A 16,199-nucleotide genomic window follows, 5' to 3' on the forward strand; every position below is an offset into this window, starting at 1 on the left:
TTATTTTAATTTGTATTTAGCAGTAAACTAGAAACTTTTTCTGTAAATTTCGCAACATTAATTGGCTTTGTAATATAATCGCTAAACCCAATCATAATACCTCTTGCAATATCTTTTGGCATTGCATGTGCACTGATTGCAATAATAGGTATATCTTTAGTTTCTTCATACATTTTAAGTCTTTTAAATACTTCATAACCATCAATTCCAGGCAAATTAATATCAAGCAAAATAAGATCTGGTCTGTGGGCAATTGCTAAATCTACGCATAACTCTCCAGAAATAGCAGAAAGCATTTTTATATTTGTAATTTGATTTAAAACCCGTTCTACAAGCCTTAAATTTGCTGGATTATCCTCAACATAAAGGACTGTATAATGCTTGTCTTCAGAGATAGAACTAAGAGTTTCATTAGATAAGACATCTTCTTCTGAGTCTATAGCACATACATTGACAGATGGGAATTCAACCCAAAAGTGACTTCCTACACCCTTTTCACTTTCTACATATATTTCACCATTCATTAACTCAACCAATTGCTTTGCAACAGTAAGCCCAATACCAGTTCCCTCAATTGTATTATTATTTTTATTTAAACGCTGAAATGGCTTAAATATTAAATCTAAATCAGATTTAGATAATCCAATACCAGTATCAATAACATGGAATTTATATTTATCATCATGTCTCTCATGGTAAAAAGTTACTTCTCCATTTTGTTTGTTGTACTTAATTGCATTAGAAAGCAGATTGATGAGGATTTGCTTTAACCGTGTATTATCAACATAAACAAATTCATCATCATTTTCTATATCATAAGTGATTAATTTTATATCATGGGTATCTGCAAATGGTTTTATTATAGAAAGTGCTTCCAGCATTACAGATTTTACTGAAACTGATTCAATTGAAATACTTAGTTTACCAGATTCAATTTTTGATAAATCAAGGACTTCGTTTATAAGCTCAAGCAAATGATTACCTGCTTTTAAGATTTCAGTAACACTTTCTTGTTGAGATCCTGTAAGTGGTGATTCTGGATCTAACTCTAAAATTTGAGAAAAACCTAAAATGGCATTAAGTGGTGTTCTAAGTTCATGGCTCATGCTTGATAAGAACTCGGATTTTGCTTTGCTGGCTTTTTCAGCTTCTTCTTTTGCAGCAATAAGTGATTTGGCCATTTTCTTTTGAATGGTTATATCACGTGCAGAAACTACAACTCTTGTTGAATCATTTAAACGTGGAGATATGGAAGCTTGAAACCATTTTAAGCCTGAATTTGATTCTAAATTAAAATCCATAGAAGTAGTTTCTTTAGTCTTCATTACGTAAAAAATTTTTTTCCTAGCAAGTTTAGAAGTTTCAATATCTAAAAGATCGCTAATTGAACTAAAGCAACCTTGCATATATAGATTAAATAATTCCTTATGAGTTCGGGACCAGAAGTTTGTAATAGTACCTTTAGCATCTACTTCTAAAATTATATCGTTAATAGAGTTAACGAGTGCTTTTAAATCAGTTTCTTTTTTCATAAGTTGATATTGGGTTAACAATAAATTCTTATTAGTATCACCTAAATTTTGTCCCATTTTAATTAGTTGACCTGAAACATCTTTTAATTCTGTAATATTTAACTTAGGTGGATTTATGTTATATTCTTTATTACTAATTCTTTGAACAATAGTACCTATTTCTAATAATGAATTTGCAAAAGTATAGCTTGTTTCTTTTGCTTTCTTATAAAGCAAAACAAAGAATATAAAATAAGACAAAAGCAAACCTGATATTACAAATATCCCCATTTCAATTAGGCTATCTTTTAATGAATTGATTTTAGAATAAATATTCTGCTCAGGAACGATTACAAGTAACTTCCATTCTGTATTTGGTATTGTTGCCCAAGATATAAATTTAGAGTTTCCTTTTATATTAGAAGTTGAAAAACCTGAAGAATTATTTTCTACTTGATTTCCTAGTAGGGAAAGCTCTTTATTTTTATACAAGTTAAACTCATCAGTATTTAGCTTATCTCTTAATTGAATTTTATCGTAACTTTTTTCAGCTAACCCAAAGTCATTTTCATTTCTATTTGAAAATGAAAGAATGCAGCCCTTTTTATCGATTAGCATTCCATATCCCTGCCATGGAATTTCCATTGTTAAAACTTGATTTGCAATGGTATCAAGGGTTATATCAATTCCAACAACACCTTCTAAAAAGTTATTATTATAAACTGGATATATAGCTGAGGTTATTAAGCCATTGCCGGCTGGATCTACATATGCATTTGTCCATTTTACTTTTTTATCAGGATTGTGATTAGCATCAGCTTCATAATAAAAATTATAAGAAGGAGCATTCATTAAAGAATTAGAACTAGAAATAACAGTAGAATATGGATAAGTTATATTTAAAGAATCAAAGGAATTAAAATATATAGAAGTTGCAAGAGGCTCGGTATTTTTTATATCAACCATTAATTTTTGTGTTGTTAAGACTTTGGAAACTTTTTCAAGTTGATTATCTTTATTAGAAATAACGTTACTGTAAAATATTGATACATCGCCATAATTACTGCCTTCTTTAGTGTATAAATTACCATTTTTTGAATAAACTAGTCCGTTAGAATCAGCTGGTGTTAAAGTTGTAGTGTTTTTTAAAGCCTGATTAATTTGATTACTAAAAAGGACTACTGAATTTTCAATACTTTCTAATTGATAATTAATTGAATTAGATTCTTGATTTACAATATGTTGAAGCTCATTTTGAGCTTGTTCTTTTAGAAGACTTACATTGTTACTTTGAGACCAAGTAAATGAGCCAAAGTAAATGCAAATAAAAATTAATTCAACAAGTATTAACGGAATTAATGCTGTATCAATATATGATTGCCAAATCCATTTATAGAGTGAAATACTTTCATTAGTTTCTTTTTTGACCATAGTATACCCCCAACCATATGAAGTTTTACTTATTGATTAAACCATTTGCAATGCTATTTTTATTTTTGATATTATATCATTGTAATTAAAAGGTTTAGTAATAAAAGCTACAGCACCTTGAGCAATAGCATTTTCATAGTATTCCTTATCATTTTCAGCTGAAATCATAATAATAGGTATATTTTTGTAGACATCTTCGCAATTAAGTGCTCTTATTACTTCAAGTCCATCTATAAATGGCATTCTAAAATCTAAGAGTATTAGATCTGGAATATATTCAGAGAGCGTATTTAAAACTTCTCGTGAATCATTAAGTGTTTTAATACTATTGTAACCAGCTATTTTTAACATTTTAGATAGAAGTAAAACATTAGCAGTATTGTCGTCAATGATTAGAATTTTTGGCATGAACTTATCAATAACCATAATAAAACCCCTTCCTCTCAATTCCCACAAATAATTTTATAATCATTAGCATAAAGCTTTTTTTGGACAGTATATCTTACTTTTTGCAAGACAATATTATATAAATTATTAACCATATCGAATATATATTCACGATATAAATAATATACCATACTTTAAGAAAAAATTTAATATTCATGAAAAAATAAACATAACAGTGAGTATATGTGTCGCTTGTGCTATAATTAAGCTAAGTATTGAAAAACATCAAGTCAAATATATAGGTGTTGATGTTTTTCTTTAGGAAAAGGTTTATAGGTTGCCTTTATTAAATTTATCAACCTAAATACTTGTATTAAGGAGAATGAAGCTATGCCATTTATAGGATCAAAAATTACTGTTAAGATCTCAAGTGAAAAAGAGGAAATAATAAAGAAGAGACTAGGAGAAGCAATAGAGCTGATTCCTGGTAAAAGTGAAACTTTTTTAATGGTTGGTTTTGAAGATGAATATTCTTTATATTTTGCTGGTGAAAAATTAGAAAAGGGTGCATTTGTAGAAGTAAAAGTCTTTGGGAAATCAAGTAAAGATGCTTATTCTAATTTAACAGCAGAAATATGCAAAATATATGAAGAAGAATTAGGAATACCTCAAAACAAAATATACGTTAAGTATGAAGAAGTTGAAAATTGGGGTTGGAACGGTAGAAACTTTTGATTATAGGAATTGTTCAAATGGATGTATTTTGGGAGGATGTTCCTAAAAACATGAGAAAAATTGAAAGCTTTGTTAAAGAAGCCTCTCAAAATAGTGTTGAATTAATACTTTTTCCCGAAATGGCCTTGACAGGTTTTACAATGGATGTGAGTAAATTTATGCTATCTGAAGAAGAAATACTAAGATGGATTAGTCATATAGCTATAAGTAATAGCATAAATATAGGGTTGGGATTTGGTACCAAGGTTGATGAAAAGGGAAAGAATAAATATGCAATTGTATCTCAAAAAGGTAAGATTTTAGTTTTATACACTAAAATACATCCATTTACGTATAGTGGAGAAGATAAAAACTATTATAAAGGGAATGAAATATCTAGTTGCAAGATAAAGGAATTTCAAATAACTCCTTTTATATGTTATGATTTAAGATTTCCAGAAATATTTCAAGCTGCATCTAAAGAATCACAGTTAATAACATTAGCTGCAAGCTGGCCTAAGGCAAGAGAAGAACATTGGATAACTCTATTAAAGGCAAGAGCTATAGAAAATCAATGCTATATTATTGGTATAAATAGAGTTGGTTTTGGAGATGGTCTTGAATATAGTGGAAAATCAATTTTTGTAAATCCAGATGGGAAAATTTTAAATCAAATGAATTCAAGAGAAATGTTAATAATAGAAGATTTAAAAATGGAAGAAATTAAAGTGGTTAAAGATAGATTTGATATTAAAAAGGATAGAAGAGAAGATCTATATATTTTTAGAGGATTAAGTAAGGGAGCTAGTATGAATGATAAATGATTTTCAACAAGAAGTTATGGTTAGAAAACTAGCATTAAAAGATGGGTTAAAGAAAACAGGAGGAAATTGTGCGAAAATGCTTCTTATATTAGGTATATTAACTTATGCTGTTGGATATCTAATTATATTTATACTTAAGGCAAGAGGTAATGCTTTAGGAATAGATATAAAGAGTAATCAAGAAGCGGATGTGATTTTTGGGGTTTCAAGGGATCTGTATAATTTTTTGACAGGGTATTTACCATGTATAATTGGAGATATTGTTGCAATTATAATAGGAATTAAAACTACCAAGATTCAATTAAAAAAAGACATGTTTACATCTAATAAAGCTTCTAAGAAATTTTTATTTATAGGAACAGTTTCGTGTATAGGAGTAGGGCTTCTTTCAAGCCTAATCTATCTCGTTTACTCTAGCATTGCTAAATATTATGGAGTAACAATTCCTCAGCCAGATTTTAGTTTTCCTAAGCAAAATGAATATTTATTTCTATTCTTAATGTATGTATGTTTTATTGGACCTATTTTCGAAGAAATTATTTTTAGAGGTTTTATACTTAAGAGCATGCAGAAGTACGGAAATTTCACTGCAATTATTGTATCATCAATTCTATTTTCTATGTTTCACTTAAATTTAGTTCAATTTATTAACCCAGTTTTAATGGGAATTGTACTAGCCTTTATTGCAATTAAATCAAAGTCTATTTTTCCATCAATGATTGCACATATTTTTAATAACACTATAGCTTTTATAGCAACAGGAATAGCATCTCTAAAAATGCCAGCATTAGAAGGAATGTTTAGTTTCATCTATTTATTTATTGGAATATCAGCTTTATTTGTTTTCGTTAAATTATATTGGGGAGATTTTCTTAAAGTATTAAAAGAAGATACAAGAATACTGAAGACTCGTGAGAAGGTTAAATATTCTTTCAGTGGCCCATGGTCTTTAGGATATATTACATTTTATATAATATTTGTTGTAGGAATTATGACCGCTACTAATATTATGAAATAAAAATATAAGGATTTTGTACTGAGAAAAGAAAAGCTTCACTACTGTTAAAGGTTGTGAAGCTTTTGATTTTATATAGAGTATAGTATCTGTTTTATCTATTGACACCTTAAGAAGAGATGCTATAATTTAAGCAATAATCAAAGGGGGATAATATTATGAATAAGATATTATTATCAGTTATAGAGAATTTGAATGATGAGCTTATATGCACATTTAAAAAATTACATGAAAATCCTGAGTTGCCTAATGAGGAATTTGAAACTACGAAATTAATAAAGAAACTATTAAAAAAAGCAGATATTGAAATACTTGACTTGCCTCTAGAAACAGGTCTTGTTGCCCAAGTAAAGGGAAATCCTAATGGACCAGTTGTAGCAATTAGATGTGATATTGATGCATTGCCGATTCAAGAAGAGACAAGCTTAGAATACAAATCTAAAATTAATGGGAGAATGCATGCTTGTGGACACGATTTTCATATGGCAGCTATTTTGGGAGCAGCATACTTAGTTAAAAGGCAACAGTCATCTTTAATCGGAACTGTTAAATTTATCTTTCAGCCAGGAGAAGAAAGCGCAGATGGAGCTAAAAAAATACTAGCAACAGGTGTTTTGGATGATGTAGATGCGATTTTTGGGGTACATAATGTTTCAGATTCAGAAGTTGGAGTTATGGGAATAAAAACTGGAGCAGTGACTGCAGCCGTAGATAGATTTGAAATTAAGATTACAGGAGTTGGAAGTCATGCAGCTAAGCCGGAAAAAGCAGTAGATCCAATTATTATAGCTACTAACATAGTTACAGCGCTTCAAACAATAGTAAGTCGTAATATAGGAGCAACAGAAAAAGCACTTTTAAGTGTAACCCATATAGAAGGGGGAAATACATGGAATGTAATTCCTGAATCAGCATATATAGAAGGCACCGTTAGAACTTTAAATGAAGATATACGTGAGTTAATTGAAAGAAGAATGAAGGAAATAACTAATGGAATAGCGTTATCCTTTGGTGGAAATGCAGAGGTTATTTGGCATTCAGGTTCACCAGCAACAAATAATACTGAAGAATGGGTTGAGTTTAGCACAAAACTTGGAATAAGATCAGGATATAATGTGAAAAAAATCTCTATGGGACTTGAAGGAGAGGATTTTGCTTATTACCAAAAGAAGATACCAGGTGTATTTATTATTGTAGGGACAGGATTATCTTATGCACATCATCATCCACAATACAAAGTTGATGAAAATGCAATTTTAAATTGTGCAAAATACTTCGCGAGACTAGCAGAAGGTGGATTAAAGGAACTGGTTGATAAAGACTATAAAATCAAGAGATATAAGTAGAGGTAAATAACAATGAACATTAAAGTAATGCTGATAGTTTTTCTTTTATTGGGTTTATATATAGGACTTTGTTACTATATAGGAGCAAAAGCTAAAAGAATAATTTTAAATGGTAAATTAAAATTTAAGAATAGAGTATACTTTGTAATATATTGGGTGACGTATTGGATAATAGCTCTTTCGTTTATTATAAGTAATATAATTAAGGGAATAGTAAATACAGATAGTGGGCTGTCATATATATTTGCTTTAATTGGTTTCATTTATATGGGAATATTTATATATTCAGTGATGATATTTTTATCCGTAAATATATTAAGATATACTTCAAGAAAAATTAAATTATCAAATTCAATACGTGAAATATTAAAAAAGATTTATTTCAGGGGTCTTTCAGTATTTATAATAGTCTTTATTATAGTTGGGTTTGGAATTTGGAATGCACAAGATAAAGTTGTAACTAATTATGAAATCAATGTAAATAAAAAAGCAGGGGAAATAAAATCATTAAATGTTGTTATGATTTCTGATGTTCATATGGGAATAACTATAAAAGAAAAAGGTGTAGATAAAATGGTGGATTCTATAAATAAATTGAATCCAGACATAGTGTTGTTTTGCGGGGATATATTTGATGAGAATACAGCTACTGATTTGAAGGAGTATTCTAGAGAAGCTTTTAAAAATATAAAATCAAAATATGGTGTTTATGATATTACAGGAAATCATGAATATGGAGCTGGCGATTTATCTCAGACTATTTCATATTTTCAAGATGGAGGAATTAAGTTTTTACAAGATGAGCAGATAAAAGTAGCCGATAGTTTTTATATAGTTGGAAGAAATGATCCAGCAAATAGGAGGATAACAGGAGAAGATGTTAAGCCTCTAAGGGAAATTATGAAAGATGTAGATAAAACACTTCCAATTATAGTTTTAAATCATAGACCAGAGCAATTAGAAGAAGCGGAAAAAGAAAAGGTTGATTTACAACTTTCTGGGCATACACATAAGGGACAATTATTTCCGGGTAATTTGATTACAAGTTATTTAAACGAAAAGGATTATGGGTATCTGAAAAAAGATAATTTTAACTTAATTGTAAGTTCAGGATATGGTACATGGGGACCGCCAATAAGAATTGGAAGTAAAAGTGAAATTGTAAATATTAAGATTAACTTTAATGCTTAAAGTATAAAAGAGTTTCTCAAAAATTATTCTGATAATAATTGAGAAGCTCTAGTATGCTTTTTGTGGTTTTTGTTAAAAATTTAGGGGTTAACTGTAATTTCTAATGTTTGGTGGTATAATCATTTTAGATAAACTTAAAGGGGAGAAAGTCAAAATGGAATACAATATGTTCAAATTACTAGTGGATAGTATTCCACAGCCTATATGGATAAAAGATTTGAATTTAAAGTTTATATATGTAAATTCAGAATTTGAAAAGATATATAAAGATACGAATAAGAATTTTATTGGATTAAGTGAAAATGAAATCTTTGATGAAGCAATAAGTTATGAAAGTAATAAATATTGTAATAAAGTTATAGAGTCTTTAAACCCAATAACAGAAGAAGGTTATTTAAATGGAAAGTACGCAAAAATTACTATAATTCCATTAATTAATGAAGATAAGAAATTAACAGCATTAGCTGGGATATATGCTAATTTAGATATTGTAAATGAAAAAGATAAAATTATAGAAGAGCAGGAAAATGTATTAAAGGTAATAATGGAAACATTGCCAGGGATGGTTTTTTATAAAGACAAAGAAGGAAGATATGTTTATGCAAATAGAGAGTTTAATGAGTTTTATAATGGAAAAGAAGATGTAGATAAATTAATAGGAAAAACAAATTTTGATATACATCCAACAAGAGAATTGGCTATTAAGTATACTAAAGAAGATACAGAAGTTTTACTAAAAAAGCAAAGTATAAAAGCTGAGACAATAATTAAAGGTGAAGATGGAAAAGAGATATATACTGAAGCTGTAAAGGTACCGGTAATAGACAAGAAAAATGAAGTTGTAGGAGTAGTTGGGCTTATTTTAGATATTACTGAAAAGAAAAAAGCTGAAGAGGAATTAAAAAGAATAAGTTTTACGGATATTTTAACCAATTTATATAATAGAACTTATTTTGAAGAAAAAGCTAAGGAACTCTTTAGTGAAGAATATTTTCCAGTAGGAGTAATAATGGGAGATGCTAATGGTTTAAAGCTTGTGAATGATACATTGGGACATAGTCAGGGTGATGAATTGTTAAAGCTCATAGCTCAAGTGTTGAATGATGTTTGCAGAAATGAAGAGTTAATATTTAGAACTGGTGGAGATGAATTTGTAATTTTAATTCCAAATACTACTGACTACGAATGTGAAAATACCATAAAAAAAATAATTAAAAAGTGCAAAAGTTATAAGCATGATTTAATTGATATAAGTATGGCTTTAGGTTCAGCAATAACAGATAATTTTGATAAAACTATTTATGATGCTTTAAGAGAAGCAGAAGATAAGGTTTATAGGCAAAAACTTCTTCAAAAAAATAGCTTAAATAGTTCCATAATGTATTCTTTGCAGACAGGGCTTCAAGCTAAAAGTTTAGAGACTGAAGAACATACAGAACGCGTAGTTAATAATGCTCTAATTATTGGAGAAAGATTATCCTTGCCTATGTCTATAATGGATGAACTTACAATTGTTGCAAAGCTTCATGACATAGGAAAGATTGGAATAAATGAAGATATTCTGCTTAAGCAGGGAAACTTATCAAAAGAGGAATTTGAAATAGTAAAAACTCACACAGAAAAAGGCTACAGGATAGTAAAAGCTTCTAATCAGTTAGATAATGTTGCAAAGGGAGTTTTAACTCATCATGAAAGATGGGATGGGAAAGGATATCCGTTAAAATTAAAAGGAGAGAGCATACCATTAGTTGCTAGAATTGTTAGCATTGCGGATGCTTATGATTCTATGACTAGCAATTCCGTTTATAAAAAGGCTTTAAGTAAGAATGATGCTATTATTGAATTAAAGAGATGTTCAGGAAAGCAGTTTGATCCACATATTGTGAAGGTATTTGTGGAATATTTAAAGGAAAATGCTCAGGAAATAAGTTAATATTATATGCCAATATATAAGGTTAGATAGAAGTAAGCTTTTAGAAATTTCTTTGAAAAGTGAAAATATCAATTTTATATGTGGAAGTGTAAGGTATAAATTTGATTGATATGAATTGAATTTATACCTTTTTTGTATAGAATTTATAATAATGGAATTGAAATAACATTTAATTGAACTTAACGAATATTAAATAGAATATTAAATAGAATATTAGGATAAATGAAAAAGTATATTGACAAAATAAATTAATGATATATACTAAAAATAACAACACCCCCCTAGGGGGATGGGAGGGAAATTATGAGTGAAGAAAGAAAAAAAGCAGTACAATCTTTAAAAACAGCTAAGGGGCAAATAGAAGGAATAATAAAAATGATAGAAGAGGATAGGTATTGTATAGATGTGGCAAATCAACTTTTAGCAGTACAATCTTTAATAAAAAAGGCTGATTTAATGATTCTTCAGGGGCATTTACGCCATTGTGTTAAGGATGCTTGCTATAATAATAATCCAGAAGAAAAGATTGAAGAATTTAATAAAGTTTTAGAGAAAATACTTTCTAAATAAATTAATCAAAAGTGGATAATAGAATGATAAGTATAGCAAGAAAGTGTTTATATTTTAACGATAAGAGGTGATATTCATATTATGAATAAAAAAGCATTTAAGATAGAGGGAATGACCTGTTCTGCATGTGCTAATAGAGTCGAAAGAGTAGTTAAGAAATTAGATGGCGTTGATAATGCAAATGTTAACTTTGCAACTGAAACTTTAAGCGTTGAATTTGACAATACAAAGTTAAATAATGAAAATATTGAAGCGGCTGTAGTAAAAGCAGGTTATGGAATAAAGAAAAATTTGAAGACTTATACCTTTAAGGTAGAAGGAATGACTTGTTCAGCATGTGCTAACAGAGTAGAGAGAGTTACTAAAAAACTTCCAGGAGTTCAAAGTTCAGTCGTTAATTTTGCAACTGAAAAACTTACTGTAAATATAAATGAAGATCAAATTGGGTATACAGAAATTAATGCGGCTGTAGATAAGGCAGGATATAAATTAATTAAGGAAGAAGAAAATATAGCGGATAAAAAATTAGGGGAAAGCCAAATATTATTAATCAGATTTGCTGTATCAGCAATATTTACAATCCCACTATTAATAATAACTATGGGGCATATGCTTGGAATGCCACTTCCTCATATAATCGACTCTATGATGAATCCATTGAATTTTGCACTTGTTCAAGTGGTGCTTACACTTCCAGTAATGATAATGGGCTACAAATTTTATCATATTGGTATAAAAAATTTATTTAAATTAAGTCCTAATATGGATTCATTAATTGCTATTAGTACATTGGCTGCATTTATTTATGGGTTATTTGGAATTTATAAGATAAATTCAGGAGAAACTGAATATGCAATGCATTTATATTTTGAATCAGCAGCAGTTATTTTAACCTTAATAACACTTGGAAAATATTTAGAGGCAATTTCAAAAGGTAAGACTTCACAAGCTATCAAAGCATTAATGGGGTTAGCGCCTAAGACAGCTGCAGTAGTTAGAAATAATACTGAAATTACAATTCCAGTAGAAGAAGTTGTAGTTGGAGATATAGTTATAGTAAAACCAGGAGAAAAACTTCCTGTAGATGGATCTGTTATAGAAGGAAGCACAGCAATAGATGAATCAATGCTTACTGGTGAAAGTATTCCAGTAGAAAAAACTATAGGAAGTAATGTAATAGGCGCAAGTATAAATAAAACAGGATTTATAAAGTATAAAGCAACAAAGGTTGGTAAAGATACTGCACTTGCTCAAATAGTTAAATTAGTAGAAGATGCACAAGGCTCAAAAGCACCAATAGCAAAGCTTGCAGATGTTATATCAGCTTACTTTGTACCTACAGTAATTGTGCTTGCAATAATATCGGCTATAGGCTGGCTTATGGCAGGTGAAACACCAGTATTTGCACTAACAATATTTATTGCTGTACTTGTAATAGCCTGTCCATGCGCACTTGGTCTTGCAACGCCAACAGCTATAATGGTTGGAACAGGTAAAGGTGCTGAAAATGGCGTATTAATAAAAGGTGGAGAAGCCTTAGAAACTACCCATCAAATCAAGACAATAGTATTTGATAAAACAGGTACTATTACAGAAGGGAGACCTATTGTTACAGATATTTTGACTAATGGAATTTCAGAAGAAGATATATTAGTTTTAGCAGCAAGTGCTGAAAAGGGCTCTGAGCATCCACTGGGAGAAGCAATTGTAAGAAGTGCAGAAGAAAAGAATTTAGTTTTAAAGGAAATAAAAGAGTTTAAGGCAGTTCCAGGTCATGGAATAGAAGTGAAGATAGATGAAAAAACTATTCTAATAGGAAATAAAAAGTTGATACAAGAAAATAATATTGATTTATCAGTTTTGGCAACTGAATCAGATAGATTGGCTATAGAGGGAAAAACTCCAATGTATGTTGTTGTAGATGAAATTTTAAGAGGTATCATAGCAGTTGCAGATACTGTTAAACCAAGCAGTAAAAAAGCAATAGAAGCTCTTCATGAAATGGGAATTAAGGTTGCAATGATTACTGGAGATAATAAGAAAACAGCGGAAGCAATTGCAAAACAAGTAGGGATTGATATAGTACTTGCAGAAGTATTGCCTGAAGATAAAGCTAATGAAGTGAAAAAGCTTCAAGCTGAAAATCAAAAAGTAGCTATGGTAGGTGATGGAATAAATGATGCCCCAGCACTTGCACAAGCGGATATTGGAATTGCAATAGGTACAGGAACTGATGTTGCAATAGAATCAGCTGATATAGTTCTTATGAAAAGTGATTTGATGGATGTTATTACTGCAATTAAGTTAAGTAGTGCAACCATTAAAAATATAAAACAAAATTTATTTTGGGCATTTGGATATAATGTGCTCGGTATTCCAGTTGCGATGGGCTTACTTCACATTTTTGGAGGACCATTACTTAATCCAATGATAGCTGCTGCTGCAATGAGTCTAAGCTCAGTATCAGTACTAACAAATGCACTAAGACTTAGAAATTTTACAGTTAATTAAATGAAAGGGTGATTTATAATGAAAAAGAAAATATTAATCGAAGGCATGAGTTGTCAACATTGTGTTGGACACGTAAAGGAAGCATTAGAAGGATTGGATAAGGTCACATCAGTAGAAGTGAGTCTTGAAAACAACTGGGCTGTAGTTGATACTAACAATAGTGATGATGAATTAAAAGCAGCTATAGAAGAAGAAGGTTATGATGTAGTTAAGATTGAAGAAAATTAAATAATAAATTTATTCTCTAAATCAAATATGTTATATTTATGGTTAATTAGTGGAAGAGATCTATAGAATTCAGTTAAGTCAGTAAGACTGATGGAAGTTATAATTATCTTCTACTAATTAAATATATAACTCTTAACCGAACAAAGTGGGTGGCACTATGGAAAGTATTTTAAGTAAAATAGCTAAATTTATACTCAAGACTATCAAGTTTAATAAGATGTGGAAATTAACTGGTGAAGAACTAAAAAAATATATATTAAGAAGGCAATTAGCTGAAAGTCCTGAACCGCCAAATATATTAAAAAAAAGATTTAATATAGTAAAAGAACCAATTAACGAATATTTTTATTATGTGATGAAGCCCTCAGGGAAAGTTACCGAAAAGCAAATTCTTTATCTTCATGGTGGGGGATATGTATATGAAATTAATGAACTACATTGGGCGTTTTTAGCCAAGGTGTCAAAAGCTTTAAATTGTACAATAACTATTCCAATTTATCCTTTGTTACCTAAACATGATGGAAAAGAAATATTTGATATGCTTATTCCTATATATAAAAACTTGCTTTTAAAAACATTTGATAAGAATATAGTGATAATGGGAGATTCAGCTGGTGGAGGAATGAGCCTTGCTTTAGCAGAATTATTGAAAGAAAAGCAATTGCCACAGCCTGGGAATATAATACTTATATCGCCAGAATTAGATGTGTCTTTTACTAATCCAGAAATAAAGCAAATAGAAAATGCTGATCCTATATTAGCTTTAACTGCCTTAACTCAAATTGGAAAATGGTATTTTTCTGAAAAAGGATCAAAATACTATTTAGCAAGCCCTATATATGGTGATTTCACTGGACTTGGGAAAATTAGCTTATTTGTAGGAACAAATGATATATTATATCCAGATGCCAAGAGATTTAAAGAAATAGCAGAGAAAAAAGGAATTGAAATTGATTATTATGAATATGAATCAATGATTCATGTATGGCCGCTTCTCATGTTTCCAGAATCAAAGAAAGCAAGAGAACAAATTATAGATATTATAAGAAATTCTTAGTTGAATAATTAATTTTCAAGGTCTGATTTTTATTTTTAGAAGCCAGCTTTTGTAAAATCCTATTTAGATTAATAAGATTTAACTAAAGCTGGCTTTAGCTTATTTATAAATATTATTAATAAGTATTTTCATATAATAATAAATTATTACATGAATAATACAATGATATAGTTAGAATGTACTTATTATATAGAAAGTAATAGTCTAATTTAAAGTTTGTTTTATTTTATTAACAGCATAGTCCATTGCACTTTCAAGATTAGCGTTGTTTTTACCAGCACCTTGAGCTTGAAGAGGGCTTCCACCACCTTTACCATCAATAAGAGATATAGCATCTTTTAAAAGGTCATTCATTTTAATTTCTTTTACATCTTTAGAGCAGGCAAAAATAAGATTAACCTTATCATCAGCTTTTACTGCCATTAAAGCAATAGTGTTTTCATTCTCAACAAGCTTAGAAGTAAGGCTGCTTACATATTTTAAGCTTTCACTATCAAATATTTGTTTGATAATTTTTTTGTTATTTAATTTGTCTGCATTTTCAAGAATTTCTTTAACTTGATATTTAGCAAGTAAGATATTTAAACTCTTGTTAAGTTCATTAGCTTCTCGAAGACGCTCATTTAAATTTTTAATTCCATTGATAGCCTCATTTTCGTTGCAGCTTAAATATCTGCAGATGGAAGTTTGAAATTCATCTTTCTTAAATGAATCTGCAACAGCACGTTCACCAGCCCAAAATTCTATTCTCGTTCCTTCTTTATGCTTTTCAAATCTTTTGATTTTAATAAGTCTTAAATCTTGTGTTGATGCAGGATGTAGACCACAGCATGCATTGATGTCAAAATCTCCAATTCTAAGAACTCTTATATCCTCTTCTGTGTTTGGAAGAGCACGTCTAAGGGTTAGTTTTTTCAATTCTGCTTTTGTTGGTATAAAAGATTCTACTGGAATAGCATCACCTATAATTTTGTTTGCTAATCTTTCTGCTTCTCTTATTTGCTCTTCAGTAAAAACTCCATAAATATCAACTGTACTTATATCACTACCTAAATGTATTGCAAAAGTATTTGCATTAAATAGGTTAAAGAAGGAACCTGATAATACGTGTTGAGCTAAATGCTGATGCATACCATCGCGTCTTCTATCCCAGTCAATTTCACATTTCACTCTATGAATTTTAAGAGGTTTCTTTTCAACTACATGGTAAATAACTTCATCTTTTTCGTAAACATCAATAATTTTTTGATCTTCTATAGTACCAAGATCACAGTTTTGACCGCCTCCACCTGGGAAAAAGGCTGTTTTATCTAAAGTAACGTGAAACCTGTTATCAATTTCTTTTATATCAACAATTTCAGCAGTAAATTCTTTAAGATATTGATTTTCATAATAAATTTTTTCCATATGTAATATTCCTCCACGAAATGTTTTCTATTTAACTATTATTTAAATAAATAATTGAACAATATTTATTATAA

Annotated in this window: 13 protein-coding genes; 10 read left to right on the plus strand and 3 right to left on the minus strand. The window is 29.6% G+C overall.

Translation table 11 applies throughout. The features are described 5' to 3' along the window. Positions 1-5 precede the first annotated feature (5 nt). Both GXK56_RS00670 and GXK56_RS00675 read right to left on the minus strand, forming a co-directional pair. Complete coding sequence (locus tag GXK56_RS00670) at positions 6-2,942, minus strand: ATP-binding protein (protein WP_160683503.1); 2,937 nt, start codon at positions 2,940-2,942, stop codon at positions 6-8. A 36-nt stretch (positions 2,943-2,978) separates the two neighbouring features. After that, a complete protein-coding gene (locus GXK56_RS00675) occupies positions 2,979-3,368 on the minus strand; it encodes a response regulator (protein ID WP_202127798.1) in 390 nt (129 codons plus the stop codon). A 351-nt stretch (positions 3,369-3,719) separates the two neighbouring features. On the opposite strand from GXK56_RS00675, the gene GXK56_RS00680 reads away from it, so the two are divergent. The 10 genes from GXK56_RS00680 (at position 3,720) to GXK56_RS00725 (ending at position 14,718) form a co-directional block, all read left to right on the plus strand. Next, positions 3,720-4,064 (plus strand): phenylpyruvate tautomerase MIF-related protein, encoded by a 345-nt coding sequence (locus tag GXK56_RS00680; RefSeq protein ID WP_160683506.1) that lies wholly within the window; start codon positions 3,720-3,722, stop codon positions 4,062-4,064. Next, positions 4,061-4,867, plus strand: a complete 807-nt coding sequence (locus tag GXK56_RS00685; protein ID WP_160683509.1) for a nitrilase-related carbon-nitrogen hydrolase — start codon at positions 4,061-4,063, stop codon at positions 4,865-4,867. The genes GXK56_RS00680 and GXK56_RS00685 overlap by 4 nt, the downstream gene beginning before the upstream one ends. Further along, positions 4,857-5,885, plus strand: a complete 1,029-nt coding sequence (locus GXK56_RS00690) for a CPBP family intramembrane glutamic endopeptidase (RefSeq protein WP_160683512.1) — start codon at positions 4,857-4,859, stop codon at positions 5,883-5,885. The genes GXK56_RS00685 and GXK56_RS00690 overlap by 11 nt, the downstream gene beginning before the upstream one ends. 152 nt (positions 5,886-6,037) lie before the next feature. Next, a complete protein-coding gene (locus tag GXK56_RS00695; RefSeq protein ID WP_160683985.1) occupies positions 6,038-7,228 on the plus strand; it encodes an amidohydrolase in 1,191 nt (396 codons plus the stop codon). Positions 7,229-7,240: 12 nt separating this feature from the next. Further along, on the plus strand, positions 7,241-8,419 hold the full coding sequence (locus GXK56_RS00700; RefSeq protein ID WP_160683515.1) for a metallophosphoesterase: 1,179 nt from the start codon (positions 7,241-7,243) through the stop codon (positions 8,417-8,419). A 154-nt stretch (positions 8,420-8,573) separates the two neighbouring features. Then, a complete protein-coding gene (locus tag GXK56_RS00705; protein ID WP_160683518.1) occupies positions 8,574-10,352 on the plus strand; it encodes an HD domain-containing phosphohydrolase in 1,779 nt (592 codons plus the stop codon). Between the two features lie 303 nt (positions 10,353-10,655). Next, positions 10,656-10,922 carry a metal-sensing transcriptional repressor gene (locus GXK56_RS00710; protein ID WP_160683521.1) on the plus strand — a complete coding sequence of 89 codons (267 nt, stop codon included), beginning with the start codon at positions 10,656-10,658 and terminating at the stop codon, positions 10,920-10,922. Between the two features lie 81 nt (positions 10,923-11,003). Continuing rightward, a complete protein-coding gene (locus GXK56_RS00715) occupies positions 11,004-13,433 on the plus strand; it encodes a heavy metal translocating P-type ATPase (RefSeq protein ID WP_160683524.1) in 2,430 nt (809 codons plus the stop codon). A gap of 18 nt (positions 13,434-13,451) precedes the next feature. Continuing rightward, positions 13,452-13,661 carry a heavy metal-associated domain-containing protein gene (locus tag GXK56_RS00720; RefSeq protein ID WP_160683527.1) on the plus strand — a complete coding sequence of 70 codons (210 nt, stop codon included), beginning with the start codon at positions 13,452-13,454 and terminating at the stop codon, positions 13,659-13,661. A 157-nt stretch (positions 13,662-13,818) separates the two neighbouring features. Continuing rightward, positions 13,819-14,718 carry an alpha/beta hydrolase gene (locus tag GXK56_RS00725; protein WP_160683530.1) on the plus strand — a complete coding sequence of 300 codons (900 nt, stop codon included), beginning with the start codon at positions 13,819-13,821 and terminating at the stop codon, positions 14,716-14,718. Positions 14,719-14,922: 204 nt separating this feature from the next. Here GXK56_RS00725 and GXK56_RS00730 read toward each other — a convergent pair whose 3' ends face one another. Then, complete coding sequence (locus GXK56_RS00730; RefSeq protein ID WP_160683532.1) at positions 14,923-16,125, minus strand: DHHA1 domain-containing protein; 1,203 nt, start codon at positions 16,123-16,125, stop codon at positions 14,923-14,925. Positions 16,126-16,199: the final 74 nt, after the last annotated feature.

Source organism: Clostridium sp. C2-6-12 (assembly GCF_009928485.1).
In the GTDB taxonomy this organism is placed as follows: Bacteria; Bacillota; Clostridia; order Clostridiales; family Clostridiaceae; genus Clostridium.

Excerpts from the sequence above, each read along its gene's own strand:
- GXK56_RS00690 (WP_160683512.1), top strand. The coding sequence starts at position 4,857 with ATGATAAATGATTTTCAACAAGAAGTTATGGTTAGAAAACTAGCATTA.
- GXK56_RS00730 (WP_160683532.1), bottom strand. The coding sequence starts at position 16,125 with ATGGAAAAAATTTATTATGAAAATCAATATCTTAAAGAATTTACTGCT.
- GXK56_RS00680 (WP_160683506.1), top strand. The coding sequence starts at position 3,720 with ATGCCATTTATAGGATCAAAAATTACTGTTAAGATCTCAAGTGAAAAA.
- GXK56_RS00725 (WP_160683530.1), top strand. The coding sequence starts at position 13,819 with ATGGAAAGTATTTTAAGTAAAATAGCTAAATTTATACTCAAGACTATC.
- GXK56_RS00705 (WP_160683518.1), top strand. The coding sequence starts at position 8,574 with ATGGAATACAATATGTTCAAATTACTAGTGGATAGTATTCCACAGCCT.
- GXK56_RS00715 (WP_160683524.1), top strand. The coding sequence starts at position 11,004 with ATGAATAAAAAAGCATTTAAGATAGAGGGAATGACCTGTTCTGCATGT.
- GXK56_RS00700 (WP_160683515.1), top strand. The coding sequence starts at position 7,241 with ATGAACATTAAAGTAATGCTGATAGTTTTTCTTTTATTGGGTTTATAT.
- GXK56_RS00670 (WP_160683503.1), bottom strand. The coding sequence starts at position 2,942 with ATGGTCAAAAAAGAAACTAATGAAAGTATTTCACTCTATAAATGGATT.
- GXK56_RS00710 (WP_160683521.1), top strand. The coding sequence starts at position 10,656 with ATGAGTGAAGAAAGAAAAAAAGCAGTACAATCTTTAAAAACAGCTAAG.
- GXK56_RS00720 (WP_160683527.1), top strand. The coding sequence starts at position 13,452 with ATGAAAAAGAAAATATTAATCGAAGGCATGAGTTGTCAACATTGTGTT.
- GXK56_RS00675 (WP_202127798.1), bottom strand. The coding sequence starts at position 3,368 with ATGGTTATTGATAAGTTCATGCCAAAAATTCTAATCATTGACGACAAT.